Below are 16,011 nucleotides of genomic sequence, written 5' to 3' on the forward strand. Positions count from 1 at the left end.
GCTGTCGCCTTTCGGAAAAAAACATGTACGAGACCCCTTTAACCTTCTCCCGGTTCGAGTCGGCGCTGCTGCTCATCTGTGTGTCACTCCTGGCTGCAGCAGGGCTTTACGCCTGGCTGGTCTGTGACCTGCTTAACCGCACGATAGAACTGGCGATAGGTGGCCCGGATGGGCAGCTGATGAACGGCATGCGGGCCTTTCCGTTGCTGTTTCTTCTCTCTCTGGCCGGAGGTTTTGCCTGCGGCGCTCTGGTCAGCATCACGCTGCGCCGGCATGGATTTATGGAAACCCCTGAACCGATGAAACGACATAAAACATTCCCGGAGGCGATGAAATGAGATTCCGGCAGCTATTACTTTCAGCCATTACAGCCCTGGTTATCAGCAGCCCGGCGCTGGCTGATGTCCAGGGAGACCTGAACGGATTTTTTGGCAGCCTCGGCTTTGACGGTAACGTCTCAAAGGCACAGGCCTGGCAGGGGCAGGCAGCCGGTTACTTTACCGGCGGTTCGGTCTACCTGCGCACACCGGTCAAGCAGGTGCAGCTGATCTCGATGCAGGTGCCCTCGCTTAATGCCGGTTGTGGGGGGATCGATGCGTATCTGGGGGCGTTTTCGTTCATCAACGGTGATGAACTTCAGCGCTTTGTGAAGCAGATCATGAGCAACGCAGCGGGTTACGCTTTTGACCTTGCCCTGCAGACGATGGTGCCGGAACTCAAGCAGGCAAAAGACTTCCTGCAAAAGCTGGCGTCTGACGTTAACTCCGCCAACATGAGTTCGTGCCAGGCGGCGCAGGGGATCATCGGCGGCCTGTGGCCGGTCTCTCAGGTATCGAACCAGAAAATCTGTCAGGACATTGCCGGTGAAGACAATATCTTTTCGGACTGGGCGGCTTCACGACAGGGCTGTACGGTGGGTGGACAGGGTGACAGCGTGACCGGCCGGGCCTCTGATAATGAAAAAGATCAGGTGCTGAAAAACAAAAACCTTATCTGGGATGCGCTGGGACGTAACCACCTTTTCGACGGTAACCGGCAACTGAAAGAGCTGGTCATGAGTGTGGTCGGCTCCATCATTTTTAACAAAGAAGGGCAGGTTACCATCCTTTCACCGCTGGTAGATAACCGTGACATCATCACCGTGCTGATGCGTGGTGGCAGCGCCAAAATCTATGGCTGCGACGAACCGGATCTCTGTCTCGGCCCGACCGTCGAAGACGTCACCGTCAGCAGCGACGTGGCACTGGTCACGCAGGTACGCAACCTGATGATCTCGATTGATAACAAACTCAGTTCGGATACCGGCCTGTCAGACCAGGAGAAGGGCTTTATAAATACCACGTCGGTGCCGGTCATGAAGTACCTGACCAACTCGCGCAGCATGGGGATGAGCCCTACTTATCTTATCCAGGTGGCAGACTTTATCGCGCAGGACATGATGATGCAGTACCTGCAGGAGCTGGTTAAACAGGCCAGTCAGTCGCTGGCGGGCAAGAACTTCCCGGAACAGGCAGCCGGTGAGCTGCGCAATAACGTCGCCAGTGCACAGTCGCTGCTGGCGCAGATGAAACTGCAATCCACCGCAGACCAGAATGCACTGGATGGGATTGACCGCAACATGCAGTACCTGCAGCAGCAGGTATCCACCATTATCTCAACGTCCTATCAGGGCAATTATCAGTGGGGAACAGGCAATGACTGAAGTCTGGACCATTTATGGCGGAGACATGTGGAGGCAGACGTTTAACGGCGTGGTCACCATTATTGGCTCGGATACGTTCAGCACGCTGAGGCGGATTGTTGGGCTGTTTGGCGTGCTCGGCGTGATGGCTAGTTTCATCAAATCGCGCAATCCGATGGTGTTTGTGCACTGGTTAGCGATCTTTTTTGTCATCACATCGGTGCTGCTGGTTCCGAAACGCAGCGTGCAGATTATTGATATCACGGACCCGGCAGGGATTTACGAGGTCGATAACGTCCCGGCGGGGCTGGCAGCGATTGCCGGGCTGACGACAGGCGGCGGTTTCGGGGTGGCACAGCTATATGACTATGCGCTGGCGCGCCCGGATTCGCTGACCTACACGAAATCGGGGATGCTTTTTGGTTCACAGGTTGTCGCGCAGTCATCGGATTTCCGGACACAGAACCCGCAGCTGGCGCAGATGATGACCGACTACGTGGAAAACTGCGTGGTGGGCGATATCCTGCTGAATAACAAGTATACCGTGTCGCAGCTGCTGAACAGCACAGACCCGCTGTCGCTTATTACCATTAATCCGAGTCCGCTGCGCGGTCTGTATCAGGATGCCGGTGGCGGTCGTCAGTTCATCACCTGCCAGCAGGCGGCGGCGGTCATCCAGAATCTTATCGGTGCTGATATCAGTATCGGTGGTACCACCTGGCACGCGCTGGCGACGCGCCTGTTTGGCAGCCGTATTGATGCTGATTCCCTGCTCAGCAGTGCAATGGATGACAGCTACAACTTTTTTTACACCGGAGGCTTAAACGCCTCGCAGATTATGCGTAATAACGTCACGAATGCGGCTATCCGGGATGGCTGGAAAGGCTTTGCCGCCCGATCGTCGGACACGGCCAACCTGCTCAATCTGGCGACGGAGTCCAGCCTGACCAAACAGCGTATCAGCTGGAGTGCCGGCGGAGTGATTGCGGCACGCACGCTGCCGATGTTCCAGTCGCTGATGATGCTGGTTCTCATCGGGCTGTTCCCACTGGTGATTGCACTTGCGCTGGTTAACCACAGCATTTTCGGACTAAACACCCTGAAGCTCTATGCCGGAGGTTTTCTCTACTTTCAGATGTGGCCGGTGATGTTCGCTATTCTCAACTCACTGGCTAACTTCTACCTGCAATCGAAAACCGGCGGCACGGCGCTGGTGCTGGCAAATCAGGACCAGGTGGCGCTGCAGCATTCGGATGCGGCAAATATTGCCGGCTATCTCAGCATGTCGATACCGGTGCTGGCGTTTTTCCTGACCAAAGGTGCTGCTTCAATAGCCTCTCAGGCTGTGGGCGGCATGATGAGTTCGGCGGCGTTTGCAACCGGCGGACAGGCATCCACGGCGGCTGATGGCAACTGGTCGTTTAACAACATGTCGATGGATAACGTTAATGCGAACAAGTTCGACACCAACATGATGCACAGGTCAGGGCAGCAGGCGTTCCAGACCGGTAACGGCTCGATGCACACCCAGACGGCGGACGGACACAGCGTGTATGACACAAGCGGGGCGATATCGAATCTGCCGGTGAATATGCGACTCAGTGCGCTTGCCAGCAGCGGTTTCTCTGAGCAGGCGCGACAGGCACAGCAGCAGGCACAGAGCTCGCTTGATGGCTATAACCACAGCGTGACCAGCGGCTTCCAGCAGATGAACCAGCTGACGCACCAGAGCGGCAACAGTGACAGCCTGACGCAGGGCAGCGACAGCAGCGTGGCCACGAACATCAGCCGCGGGGCGAGCAAAATGCAGTCGGCCGTGGAAAGCTACGCGAAGTCGCATAACATCTCTGAGCAGCAGGCATACAACCAGCTGATGGATATCAGCAATCAGGGCAGCGCCGGTGCAGGCGCGAGGGCTTATGTGAAGTTTGATTCGGGTGACCAGTTGGCCGGTAAACTCGGCAAGTGGGCTACAGGACTTAGCGTTGGCGGAGAAGGTAATATCAATACCGACTGGCGGCATACGTCAGGCAGCTCGCACGGTACGCAGGACAGCCACGCCGAGGGCCATGATAACCGTCATGACGAGAGCAGTCAGGAAGCCCGTGACTTCCGGGAGGGAATGGATATGGTCACTTCAACCCGCCTGAGCGAATCGGGAAGCCATACGGACAATCAGTCAAATTCGCAGGCACAACAGTTTGCGGCAAACCTGAACGATGCGAAAAGCCAGTACCATCAGTACACGGAAAGCAGCACGCGCAGCCAGGAGTTCAGCCGCATGGCCACCCTGTCACAGACGCAGAGCGCCAGCCTGGATGCGAACTACAATCAGGAGTTTGTGGACTGGAGTACCGCAAAGTTTGGCAGCGATGCACAGAACGTCCTGACCAACGTCAGAAGCGCGCAGGCTGCGGCCACGGAATTTATGCACGAGCGGCTTGAGCCTGAAATCATGCAGAATTACGGCGCCCGCAAGGATCAGGTAAACGGTGAGCCGCTGCAGGCGTCACGTTCGCTGGATGTGCCGGGTCAGCCTGCGCAATATGGCTACGGCGGAAGGGTAAGTGCGCCCGGTGACACTGATGGCCCGGCGTACAGGTCAGCTCAGAGCCCGCATGCACACTCTGCAGGGGAAATCCCGTCAGCAAAAGAGGGCGTTGTGCATGAATCCGCAGCGGTTACTCATCGTGCCGTTTCTGCAGAAGCGCAGAGTTCACGCTCGGGTATCAGCCAAACCGGAGAGGTCAGGACGGGTACACGGGAGCGTAATCTGAACGGCCCGGCAGGCGCACCATCAGAACTGATGACCCGTGATTTCCGGCAGAGTTCGGAGCGGGTCAGCGAACAGGCGTCCGGGACGGGCATTCGTCACGGTGTGGCTGATAGCGTGGCAGAACAAAGATCTGCCGACATGGAAACTGTCAGGCAGAATGACGGCAAAATCGCTGAAAATAAAACCACTGTTCAGACGTCCAGTGATATACTCAGGAATGAGCATCAGGGTGCGGTGAAGAGTCAGCAAATAGGCCGTACTGAAGAGGATTTAAGGCAAACCAAACCTGGTTTTGATCAACTGGAATCTGACGCTTTTAAGAAGAAACTCGAAGATCTTAGAGCGCAGCAGAAGAAAGCCTCGTAATTGATTTTAAGGAAGAACTGAGATGGGAAACTTTACTGCAGCACAAGTTGAAGCGGATGTTAGTCTTCTGATGAATTGCTTGGAATCTAATCAACGACAAATCCCTTCAGCAACAGCATTGATGAAAAGGAGCGCTGCTATTCCTTTCTTTTCGGCTGTGTTGAGTATCTTGAGCTCAGTAGTTTTCTACGTTTCTTTGTACAAAGAAGATTCTTCAATCGACGGATTCATGAGTTTCTTTTTTTCAGAAGGTTGGTATTTGTTGGCAATAACAGCAGGAGTGGGTTTGTTGGTTTTTTTGATGACATACAACAACCAGCTTGCTTATATGTCTCTGCCTTCAGAAGTGAGGACCAAATCACTTATTGTGAGCCACCTTGCGAAAATAGTCAGAAAATCAGTTGGTTTATTTTGCGGGCTGATGATTATAAGTAGCGTTCTCTCTGGTGTATCTGTTTGGTTTGCCATTGCGGTACCTGCGTTGCTGTTATCACAGTTTGTAGTAGCAAGCATTTTGGTTTCAGCTGAAATAAACCGTCTTGGCGCAGGTCTGGCCCTCGAAAAAATCAGCAACCTGATCAAAAAGATTTAAGATTTTAAGTCTCTACCGATATCCCCTTCCGGCTCCCTGACGGAAGGGTTCTCTCCGTAAATTCCATTAAATCAGCGTGCCCCAGGGCGCGACGGCCTGCTTTTCCCATTTAACAAGGATACGTATATGAAAAACCGCAAAGTATTTGTGGCGGCCATTGCTGCTACAACCCTGTTACTGTCCGGCTGTGGTGCATTGAGCACCGCCATCAAAAAACGCAACCTCGAAGTTAAAACCCAGATGAGCCAGACCATTTGGCTGGAGCCGTCAAGCCAGAAAACGGTCTATCTCCAGGTACGCAACACGTCTGACAAAGATATGAGTGATCTTCAGACGCTGCTGGCGCAGGACCTGCAGGCCAAAGGCTATACGGTGACGTCATCGCCTGATTCAGCCTATTACTGGATTCAGGCCAACGTACTGAAGGCCGATAAGATGGACCTGCGTGATGCGCAGGGGCTGCTCTCCAGCGGCTATGAAGGTGCGGCAATGGGCGCGGCGCTGGGCAGCGGTATTACCGCGTATAACAGTAATTCCGGTGGAGCTATCCTCGGTGTTGGACTTGCTGCCGGTCTGGCTGGTATGGCGGCAGATGCAATGATTGAGGATACGAACTACACGATGGTGACCGATCTGCAAATTTCTGAACGCAGCAAGGCATCAGTGACCACGGATAACGTGGCTGCCCTGCGCCAGGGGACCTCCGGTATTAAGCTGCAGACCAGCAGCGAGGAAGGGAACCGCATGAAATACCAGACCCGCATCGTATCAAACGCCAACAAGGTTAACCTTAAGTTTGAAGAAGCGAAGCCGGTCCTTGAAGCACAGCTGGCAAAATCAGTCGCCGGAATTATGTAAGACCTTTTTTGTGTTGATTCCTTTTCGCGATGTCTCTGTCATATTGCGTGACACTAAAAAAGGAATATTGATCGGCCTGCCGGTTGCTCTAACCCGGTGCGGGCATCTTCCAGGAGAGCACAACTGCTTCTCTCCGAACAACAGGATGCCCGCTTTTCCCGCGCGGTATAACACGCGCTTTTTTCTGTTACATCCCTGACGAGTCCGTCTGCGGACCGTCTCTCTCATTTCTCCCGTAATGTCTGCCTGCCCCTGTCCGGGGCGGGTTGTTCCTGCGCGTCATCCGGAGTCTTTATGAGTTTCACCCCGAAATACCTCACGCAGGGCGGTCAGATGACGGCCTACCGTCTGCGCATGTTTGGTCAGGTCAGCAACTGGATATTTCACTGGATACTGATGCTGTTCATTGTCTCCGTGGCGGTGCTGTTCTGGCTGACTACGCCCGATGATGTGCTGCATAACGGTTTCTGGTACTGGGCCGCGTGGCCGACCCATTCTCTGCTGGGGCTGGCTCCCGGCACCACCAGTGCCACCTGGAGTATTGTCTGGCACTGCGGAGATGGTTCGCAGTTGTGCACAACGAAAATGACGCCGTCACAGTTGCTGGCTGACCCCTGGATGCAGGAGATGGGCCATTCTTTTGTAGCCAACCTCAAGTTTCTGTCAGCAGCATGTGGCCTGACAGTTTTTGCTTTGTGGACCCTGATTGTCTGGTACGTCGGCCGTATTGGTAAAAAGGAGAGCGAGGACGAGTTTATCTCCGGTATGACGCTGACGGAGAACCTTAAAGAAGTGAACCGGCTTCTGAAGAAAGCCGGAGAGCGGTCTGACCTGCAGATTGGCGGGCTGCACATGGTAAAGAATGCTGAGGTGATGAATTACCTCATCCACGGCACAATCGGCGTGGGGAAATCCACGCTCATCCGCTGGCTACTGGATTACATCCGTCGTCGTGGTGACCGCGCCATTATCTACGACTCCGGCTGCACCTTTATCGAGACGCACTACAATCCGCATCGCGATAAAATCCTCAACCCGCACGATAAACGTTGTGAAAACTGGGTGATGTGGCGTGAGTGCCGTGACGTGGTCGATTACGAAAACATGACCGCAGCACTGATGCCGGTTGAAGGAGACTCTGACCCGTTCTGGGTTTCCTCCTCACGTACCATCTTCAGCGACGGTGCGATGCAGTTTGCACCCGACCCGGACCGAAGTATTGAGAAGTTCCTGAAGACTCTGCTTTCCATCGATCTGAAAAGCCTGCGTGAATTTCTGAAGAACACACCATCGGCCAACCTGGTCGAAGAAAAAATCGAGAAGACAGCCATCTCTATCCGTTCGGTGCTGACCAATTATGCCAAGTCACTGCGTTACCTGCAGGGACTGGATAAAGAGGGGAAGCCGGAGTTCAGTATCCGCGAGTGGATGACCAGCCCGGAGTTTGATAGCAGCTGGCTGTTTATTTCTACCACGGCCCGTCACCGCAAGGCGGTACGTCCGCTGATTTCCATGTGGCTGTCGCTGGCTACTCTGCTGCTACAGAGTATGGGGGAAAACAGTGAGCGACGTGTGTGGTTCGTCGGCGATGAGATAGCTGGTCTGCAGAAAATCCCCGAACTGAACGAAACGTTGGCCGAGGGGCGCAAGTTTGGCGGCTGCTTCGTACTGGGTATCCAGAATATCCCGCAGCTGGTGCACATCTACGGCCGGGAAATGGCCAAAGCCATTTTTGACCTGCTGAACACCCGCGTATATGGCCGCTCACCGAGCGCAGAAGTGGCGAAAATGGTTGAGGAGGAGCTCGGTCATCAGCGGCGACGCGAGCCGCGTGAGCAGAACAGTTATGGTCTTGACCAGGTCCGTGACGGTATTTCTATCGGCAAAGACAAGGTTAACGAACCCATCGTCGATTATGACGTGATCATGAAGATGCCGAACCTGCGCTTCTACGTGCGCCTGCCGGGTGAGTACCCCGTGGTGAAGCTCAGCCTGAAATACCGGAAACAGAAGAAAAATCATCCGGCACTCATCGACCGTGACTTCCGCGATCGCCTCAGCCCGGAACTTGAATCCATTATTGCCGGTAACGAGCGCGCGGCAGCGGCAGCACAGATCCGCTTCCCGACCGGTGAGGAGATGCTGGAAGGCAGCACTCACGAGACCTTTTCCGTGCCTGAATCAGCACCTGCACACTCAGTTATCCCCGGGTCCGCAAAACATTCCCAGCGGCCTGAGAGTCAGGTATCCGGCATTCCGGCGGCACCGGAACTGCAGCGGGTAAAAGTGCATATCGTGCCCGCAGAGCATCCCCAGGTGGTAGCGGAAGCACCCTCTTTGCCAGATATCCCTGACGCCCAAGCCGGACGACAGACTTCCGCACCGGTCGATGGTTCCGGTACCCCACAGTCAAATATCCGCCGGTTTCCGCAGCGAGTCGTCACCGCCACACCGTCAGCAGAGGAACAGGCACCCGCCCCTTCGGTGGTGAAGAACATTCCCTCCACGTCTGCACCTGAACGCTCCGTGCGTCCGGTCGCCCCGTCACTGGCAGCGAAACCCGTTGTGCCGGGTGTCAGTGCGCTGGACATGCTGGCGAAAAGAGCTAACAGGTCTGCCGCCGCTGAAAACGAAACGGAAACTGACACTGACTCGACCGGCGACGTGCAGGGAGAAGCCCCTGAGCTGAATATGCAGGCGGAAAAAGATGACGCCGGGAGGCTGACAGTGCGAAGCCGCGGACATAGCAAAGGTGAGCCGGAAAGCCGTGAGGAAGCCTATGCCGAGCAATACGTCGGGGCGAACGCCCGCATGGCCGACGAAGAGAAGAATATCCTGCGCCACCGTGATGACTATGCGGCGTATCAGGAGATGAGCGACAGCCTGGACCCGGGAGGGTATGAGCGATGATGACCGTTGCCCCGGTGGCTTCTGCTGCCGACGCTGCCAGCTACTACAGCAGCAAGGATAACTACTACTTTCTGGACGACATGCCGACGCAGTGGCTGGGCGAGGGAGCCCGTGAGCTCGGGCTGGAAGGTCCGGTGGATCTGGATACGTTTACCGGCATACTGCACGGCTCCCTTCCTAACGGCGTGGTACTGGGTAAAGACGTGCAAGGTAGTCACGTCCACCGGCCGGGCCATGACTTTACCTTTTCCGCCCCCAAAAGCGTCTCGATGCTTATCCTTGCCGGCGGCGATAAGCGCCTGCTGGAAGCACACCATGAGGCAGTAAAAGAAACGCTGTCCATCATGGAGCAGATGGTGAGCGCGCGCGACACCAGAGATGGCGTGACCCGAATTGTGACTACCGGAAAAATGGTGGCCGCACTGTTCACGCACGACACCTCGCGTAACCTCGACCCGCAGATACATACGCACGCGGTACTCGCCAACGTGACGGAACTCGACGGGAAATGGAAGGCGCTGGCGACGGACTACATTCACGGTGCCGGCTTTATCGAAACCCTTTACCGCTATCAGGTGTCATTCGGAAAGCTGTACCGCACCGCGCTGAAAAGTAAAACCGAGGCGCTGGGGTATGAAACCGAACTCACCGGCGGAAAGCATGAGCTGTGGGAAGTGAAAGGTTTCACCGGCGACGTCCTGGAGGAGTTCTCCTCCCGGCACCGTGAAATCAGCGCACGCGTGGGGGAGGAGGCCTCGCTGAAAAGCCGGGATGTGGCGGCGCTTGACACCCGCAGACCTAAACAGGATATCAGCCGCCTGGATGATGGCCAGCCGGTCCCGCAGAGTGAGCAGCCAGCGACTTCACCGGAGGGAGATAAGCGGTCCGCGGATGCCGTGACGCCCGGACAGGCTGTTTCGCCGCAGACGCCTGGCCTTCCCGGACCGCCGGTGAAAGGGGGGACAGACGCAGCTGACGATCGCGAGGCCGCCCGCCCGGGTCAGCCGGAGAACACGCTGTCAGAGGTAACCGGCCCGAAACCGGAAGCTCCTCAGCCCGGAGAACGTCCGCTCAGCCGCGACAGCATGAATGAACAGGCCGCACCCGACCAGGCCCCTCCCATTGAGAAACCGGAGACCCCGGACGGACGAACCCGCTTGAAGGAGCGTTGGCAGCGACAGATGAACAGTGTGGATTTTGACATTGAGGGGGTGATACGTGAGGCACGCGAGCGCGAGGAGGCACGGCCGGAACCGGGAGTAGAACGGCCTGTGCCGAGTGATGTGATGGACGCGGTGCGCACCGCCATTTCGGTGCTGAGCGATAACCGGACGCGCTTCACCTGGGGCGACCTGCTGCTGACGGCCCACCAGGCCGGTGAGCAGCAGCACAGCATCCCGGACTTGCGCCACGCGCTGGACAAGGCCATCAGCGACAACCTGCTGGTCCCGCTGGACGGTGATAAAGGCGTGTTCACTTCGCACATTCACCTGCTGGATGAACTGTCCGTGCAGTCACTGGCGGCCGATATCATAAAGGAAAACCGGGTGGTGAACTTCCGTGCCTCCCCCGGCATGACGCCGGCGCACCTGAAACAGGCGGCACGGGCACCGGTGGCCATCCTGAACGCACCGGCGTCGGTGCAGCGCTTGTGCGGGACAGTGGAGGAACTGGTGACAATGTCACGGGAGAACGGCCGTGAAGTCAGTGTCCTGGCCTCCGGCGCCGAACGCGCCCTGACCCTCGGCAAATCTGCGCTGCTGAAAGATACCCTTCTGCAGCGCAGCCGCGTGACGGAGCAGACCTTCAGTCTGGCGCCCCAGAGCACGCTGATTATTGAGAGTGCGGAGAAACTGGGGCTGAAGGAGATGCTTATCCTGACCGGCGAGGCGCGAGAGAAAAACGCCCAACTGCTGTTTCTGGATAGCGCCGGCCGTCAGTCGAACACGAATGCCCTGTCGGTACTGGCCTCTGCCGGCGTTGAACGTCTTAGCCTGACGGCACCTGAGCCGGAGCTGGAGACCCGCGTTATCAGCATTCAGGACAAACGTGACCGCTACCGAGCGCTGGCCGATCGCTTTGCCGAACTGAGCGGCCCGGACAGCCCGGTCACGGCGGCCGTGACCGGCGCGCGTGAACAGCAGCAGCTGACGGGGTACATCCGTGATGCGCTGCAGAATGCCGGGAAGCTCGGCCGGGACACCGTGCAGGTGGAAGCCCGCACGCCGGTCTTTATCACGGCGAAAGAACGGAAGCTGCCGGTGTCATACCGGCCCGGTATGGTGCTGGAAGATCGCAGCGACCGACAGGCCACCCGTCACTTTGTGATTGACCGGGTGCATGATGACACCCGCATGCTGTCGCTCATTGACAGCGACGGCGTGCTGAGCCGGGTAAAACTCAACACCCTCACCGCCGACTGGCGTCTGTTCACCCGGGAGCAGCTGAGTATCGCGCAGGGTGAGCAGCTGTTCGTGCTCGCCGCGGACCGGTCTGCCGGGCTGAAAGCGCGCGACCGCCTGACCGTCACGGCGCTGGAGGATGGTGCGCTGACGGTGATGCGGGAGGGACAGCAGAAGCCGCTGCGCATCGCCACGGACCGTCCCCTGTACGTCACCCACGGCTACGTCAGCGCACCGGGCGCGCGGGATAACGAGCGCGGCACGGTGCTGGCGAGCCTGAGCAGCCGGGAGCTGTCAGCCAACATGATGAACGCCCTGGCACAGTCCGGGTCTGAGGCTGAAATCTTTACCGGTGAGGCGCTGGAGCGGGCGGAGGAGAAGCTGATGCGGCTGCGCACCGGTCGCTCGCCGGTGGCGCTGGTCAGGCAGGTCAGCGGTCGGGAGGACGTCAGCGACGCGCTGGCGACGCTGAATGCGAGCCTGCTGACGGACGCGGAGAAGGCCGTGTCGCGCGCCGTGGCCCAGATGCGTCACGTGTCGTTTCCTGAGGTGAAGCTCCTCGGGGAAGCGGAGCGTTTTCTCGGAAACGTGCCGGTGCTCAGGGAGGAAATTGCCCGGCAGGTGAAAGCCGGCGGGCTGATGCCGGTGATGGTTGACGGTGAACCGCGCTTTGTCTCCCGCGCAACGTGGGAAATGGAAAAGGCGATTGTCGGGGAGATTGCGGCCGGCAAGAATGCGGTCGAGCCGCTGATGGCCACCCTTGCCCCGTCCCTTCTCACCGGCCTCACCGCCGGACAGCAGGCCGCCACCACGCTCATTCTGCAGAGTCCCGACCGCTTTACGGCAGTACAGGGGTATGCCGGTACCGGTAAAACCACGCAGTTTAAGGCCGTCAGGGCGGCCATTGAGACCCTGCCGGAGGGCGCGCGACCGCTGATTATCGGGCTGGCCCCCACACACCGCGCGGTTAAAGAGATGCGCGATACCGGCATTGAGGCGCAGACGCTGAAATCATTCGTGCTGGACTGGCAGCAGCGCACCGCCGCCGGTGAAGAGGTCCGCTACGGCAATACCCTGTTTCTCATCGATGAGTCCTCGATGCTGGGCAACCAGGACACCGCCGCGGCGTACCGTGCGATTGCGGCCGGTGACGGGCGCGCCGTGCCGGTCGGGGATGTGGCGCAGCTGGAGTCCCCGGAGAGCGGCGCCCCGTTCCGGCTGATGCAGGAGCGCAGCCCGATTGACGTCGCCGTGATGAAAGAGATTGTGCGCCAGCGCGACGCAAACCTGAAATCGGCGGTGTACAGCGTTATCGAAAACAAAGCGGCGGCAGCACTGGAGAAAATCAACCTTGTTTCGCCAGGGACGGTGCCACGCGAAACTGGTGTAGTGGCCCCGTCACGCTCGGTGACGGAAACGGGCTCACCGGTCAGAAACATCGTGGCGGATTACATCGGGCGCACGAAAGAAGCCCGGGAGCAGACGATGATTGTGGTGCAGCTTCATGAGGACCGTCGCGCTATCAATGAGGGTATCCACTTCAGCATGGTACAGCGAAAAGAGCTCGGTGATACGGCGGTCACGGTACCTGTACTGGACCGCATCACCGGCGGGAGACACGACTTTAACCGCATAGGGGACTGGAAGGCCGGTCAGGTGGTGCTGGCAAATGAACGCTACCTGACCGTGACCGGTGTGGACCGGGGAACGAAGCATGTGCTTCTGCGCGATGAAAACGGGCGTATGCAGTACTACTCACCGGCTGAGCTTAACGCCACCGAAATCGAGGTGTTTGAGCGGCGCGAAATCGAGCTGAGGGAAGGCGACAGCGTGCGCCTGAACAAGACGCAGAAACAGGCCGGACACGCGGCGCACGAGCAGTATCGCGTGGCGGCGCTGCGAGAGAACGGAGAGATTGTGCTGCAGAACCGGGACGGTGAAAAGGTTATCGATCCGAAGACCGTCACAGCGGACCGGCATGTGGACTATGCCTGGGCGGTGACCGGCTACGGCGCACAGGGGGCGAGTATGGACTACGTGATAGCACTGGAGGGTACCGAAGGCGCCCGTGAATACATGAGCGGAATGCGGGCCTTTTATATCAACGCCTCGCGCGCGAAGGAGCATGTGCAGATTTACACCGACGGCCTGAAAAACTGGCTGGAGACTCTGCAGGGAAGGAAAAACGACCCGGCGACCGCACACGATGCCCTGTCACCGGAGCCGGAACGGGAGCAGATCCGGTCCATCTGGGGGATGGGGCAGCCGCTGTCTAAAACGGCCATCGGCCGCGCCTTTCTGCGCGGGCAGGGGCTGAAGGGGGCACCGATCACCGCCCGGATTATCCCGCCAACAAAAAAATATCCGGACGCACATCTGGCGCTGCCGGTATATGACGGCAACGGCAAAACGGCAGGGTTGACGCTGGTTCCGCTGGCGGCGGAAGCTGGTCAGCCACAGCCGGGAGAGGTGCGTCAGCTTATCACCGGTGGTGCACAGGCTGCCATTGTGCAAAAAAGCCGGAACGGTGAAACCGTGATTGTCAGTGACCTTGCTCAGGGACTGGCTGCAGCGCGTGACAGACCGGAGGCGGGCATACTGCTGCTGACCGGCAGGCAGTCTCCTTCTTCTCCGTTGCTGAAGGTGGCGGGCGGGCATCCCGGACAGGCCACGCGTCCGGATGAGACGCTTCTGCGGCTGGTGCAGTCAGAATTGCAGGGCATACTTCGTGCCCTTCCGGAGGATGCTTCTGTCCCTGATGAAAAAGCGGTGCTTCGTTCAGCGCTTGAGGCCGTGGAAAAATCACAGAGATTGCCGGACTTTCAGATGTCGGATGAAAGAACCCCACAGAAGGAAGCAGCCGATATCAGGAGCATCGTGGAGGTGCGTGATTCGCTGACTACTCGCATTGCAGACGTTATAAAGCAGCAGCTGCAGTCACTCCCGGGCGAAAAAGAACCCGATTATGCGGCGCTGGTCCGCCAGGCTTCCGCTGCGCTTGCAGGCGAAAACAATCTGCCGGACAGCGCTGCTGTGCAGGCGGTCCTGAGTGCGCTTTCAGGTGCTCAGATCCCAACAGATTTTCGCCGGTCTTCTGACATCACCCCGGGTGAAACGATTCCAGCAGGCGTGCTGAAACAGGTACAGGAAGAACAGGACCGGAACCGGGCACCGTTAAAGAATATGCAGAATGACCTGTCAGAGAAAGTGCTGGCCAGTGCAGCATGTGAAATGGAAAGACAGCGTCAGCCTGAGATCCCGCCGGAAACAAGAGGACGGCAGCCTGAACGGGAAGAACTCTCCCATGACAGGGTCCGAAATATCCAGAAAGAACGTTAATCACTACTGCCGGTCCCATTCCGGCAGTCAACATGCCCCCTCCGGCTGATTGCCGGATTACGAGATATTTCCATGAAAAAAATGTTTAAAGTGGCCGCGCTTGCGCTGGTGCTGAGTACGTCTTTTGCCACCGTCAATGCATTTGCGACAGAGGAGGCAGATTTCACGCCGGCACAGCAGGCGAGAATCGGTGAGATTGCGGCAGAATACCTCGTCGGACACCCCGATGTGCTGATAGAAGTGAGCAGAAAATTACAGGCCCGCCAGGCTGAACTTCAGCGACAGGCCCTGATATCCGCCGTATTACACAGCCATCGTCTGCTGATGCAGCTCGATGGCGTACCTGTGAAAGGTCCTGCGGGGTCGGCAGTGATTGTGACGCAGTTTTTTGACTATGAATGCAGCGTATGCAGCGCGATGGCCCCGATTATGGAGAAAGTAATGGCCACTAACCCCAATGTACGTTTTGCCTTCCGTGACTGGACTATCTTTGCCGGACGTTATCAGGAATCTACGATGGCTTCCCATCGCGGCCTGGATATCTGGCGGCAGAAGGGGGCTGACGCCTATATGGCCTATCACAATGGGATTTACCGTACAGGACATAATGAGGGGCACCTGACAGCTCAGGACATTGAAAGCGTGGCCACTGCCGCCGGCGCGGGTGCGGAAAATGTCAGTAGTCGCATTCAGTCACATGCCCTGATTAAAGGCAATGATGAGTTGGCTGAAATGCTGGGTCTTACAGGGACGCCGGGGATTATTGTGATGCCGGCAGAGAATGCTACAGCTGCGAATATCACAGTGTTTCCAGGGATGGCAGGTGAAAAGGCGATGCAAGAGGCAATAGCCCGTGCAGCAAAAGGTTGAAAAAAAGCCCGGACTACCTGTCCGGGCTAAACAGCCTTGTCGATTATCTATGCAATGCCTTATGCGTAGCAGAGTGTGATGTATTTGTATCTGTGTTTAATAATGCTTAACTTATTGTTTTTTAATATAAATATAATGGGATTTTTTATGGCGAGAAGATAAGTGATATTAAAGTTTATATTTAGTGTTGTTGGTTTTTTGTTGTGATAGTTAAAAC

General features: G+C 57.2%; 8 protein-coding genes. All 8 read left to right on the top strand.

The features are described 5' to 3' along the window. Window positions 1-23 precede the first annotated feature (23 nt). The 8 genes from AC6I8X_RS28840 to AC6I8X_RS28875 all read left to right on the top strand — a co-directional run bounded on the left by AC6I8X_RS28840 (window position 24) and on the right by AC6I8X_RS28875 (window position 15,794). Complete coding sequence (locus AC6I8X_RS28840) at window positions 24-338, top strand: hypothetical protein (RefSeq protein ID WP_497842039.1); 315 nt, start codon at window positions 24-26, stop codon at window positions 336-338. Beyond that, window positions 335-1,702, top strand: coding sequence for a conjugal transfer pilus assembly protein TraH (traH, locus tag AC6I8X_RS28845; protein ID WP_497842040.1), 1,368 nt, complete (start codon window positions 335-337; stop codon window positions 1,700-1,702). Before AC6I8X_RS28840 ends, traH begins: the two co-directional genes overlap by 4 nt. Continuing rightward, window positions 1,695-4,823, top strand: a complete 3,129-nt coding sequence (traG, locus tag AC6I8X_RS28850; protein ID WP_497842041.1) for a conjugal transfer mating-pair stabilization protein TraG — start codon at window positions 1,695-1,697, stop codon at window positions 4,821-4,823. The genes traH and traG overlap by 8 nt, the downstream gene beginning before the upstream one ends. A gap of 22 nt (window positions 4,824-4,845) precedes the next feature. Beyond that, window positions 4,846-5,415 (top strand): hypothetical protein, encoded by a 570-nt coding sequence (locus AC6I8X_RS28855; RefSeq protein WP_497842042.1) that lies wholly within the window; start codon window positions 4,846-4,848, stop codon window positions 5,413-5,415. A gap of 126 nt (window positions 5,416-5,541) precedes the next feature. Next, window positions 5,542-6,273: a complement resistance protein TraT gene (traT, locus tag AC6I8X_RS28860; RefSeq protein ID WP_497842043.1), complete on the top strand. Its 732-nt coding sequence runs from the start codon at window positions 5,542-5,544 to the stop codon at window positions 6,271-6,273. 294 nt (window positions 6,274-6,567) lie between these two features. Then, window positions 6,568-9,183: a type IV conjugative transfer system coupling protein TraD gene (gene traD, locus AC6I8X_RS28865; RefSeq protein ID WP_497842044.1), complete on the top strand. Its 2,616-nt coding sequence runs from the start codon at window positions 6,568-6,570 to the stop codon at window positions 9,181-9,183. Further along, window positions 9,180-14,924, top strand: a complete 5,745-nt coding sequence (gene traI, locus AC6I8X_RS28870; RefSeq protein WP_497842045.1) for a conjugative transfer relaxase/helicase TraI — start codon at window positions 9,180-9,182, stop codon at window positions 14,922-14,924. Before traD ends, traI begins: the two co-directional genes overlap by 4 nt. A 72-nt stretch (window positions 14,925-14,996) precedes the next feature. After that, a complete protein-coding gene (locus AC6I8X_RS28875) occupies window positions 14,997-15,794 on the top strand; it encodes a DsbA family protein (protein WP_497842046.1) in 798 nt (265 codons plus the stop codon). Window positions 15,795-16,011: the final 217 nt, after the last annotated feature.

It is taken from the genome of Pantoea sp. X-Soil-TKNS-1280 (genome assembly GCF_059730475.1).

Bases quoted from the DNA above. Each gene is read 5' to 3' on its own strand.
- AC6I8X_RS28840 (WP_497842039.1), top strand. From the start codon at position 24: ATGTACGAGACCCCTTTAACCTTCTCCCGGTTCGAGTCGGCGCTGCTG.
- traH (WP_497842040.1), top strand. From the start codon at position 335: ATGAGATTCCGGCAGCTATTACTTTCAGCCATTACAGCCCTGGTTATC.
- traG (WP_497842041.1), top strand. From the start codon at position 1,695: ATGACTGAAGTCTGGACCATTTATGGCGGAGACATGTGGAGGCAGACG.
- AC6I8X_RS28855 (WP_497842042.1), top strand. From the start codon at position 4,846: ATGGGAAACTTTACTGCAGCACAAGTTGAAGCGGATGTTAGTCTTCTG.
- traT (WP_497842043.1), top strand. From the start codon at position 5,542: ATGAAAAACCGCAAAGTATTTGTGGCGGCCATTGCTGCTACAACCCTG.
- traD (WP_497842044.1), top strand. From the start codon at position 6,568: ATGAGTTTCACCCCGAAATACCTCACGCAGGGCGGTCAGATGACGGCC.
- traI (WP_497842045.1), top strand. From the start codon at position 9,180: ATGATGACCGTTGCCCCGGTGGCTTCTGCTGCCGACGCTGCCAGCTAC.
- AC6I8X_RS28875 (WP_497842046.1), top strand. From the start codon at position 14,997: ATGAAAAAAATGTTTAAAGTGGCCGCGCTTGCGCTGGTGCTGAGTACG.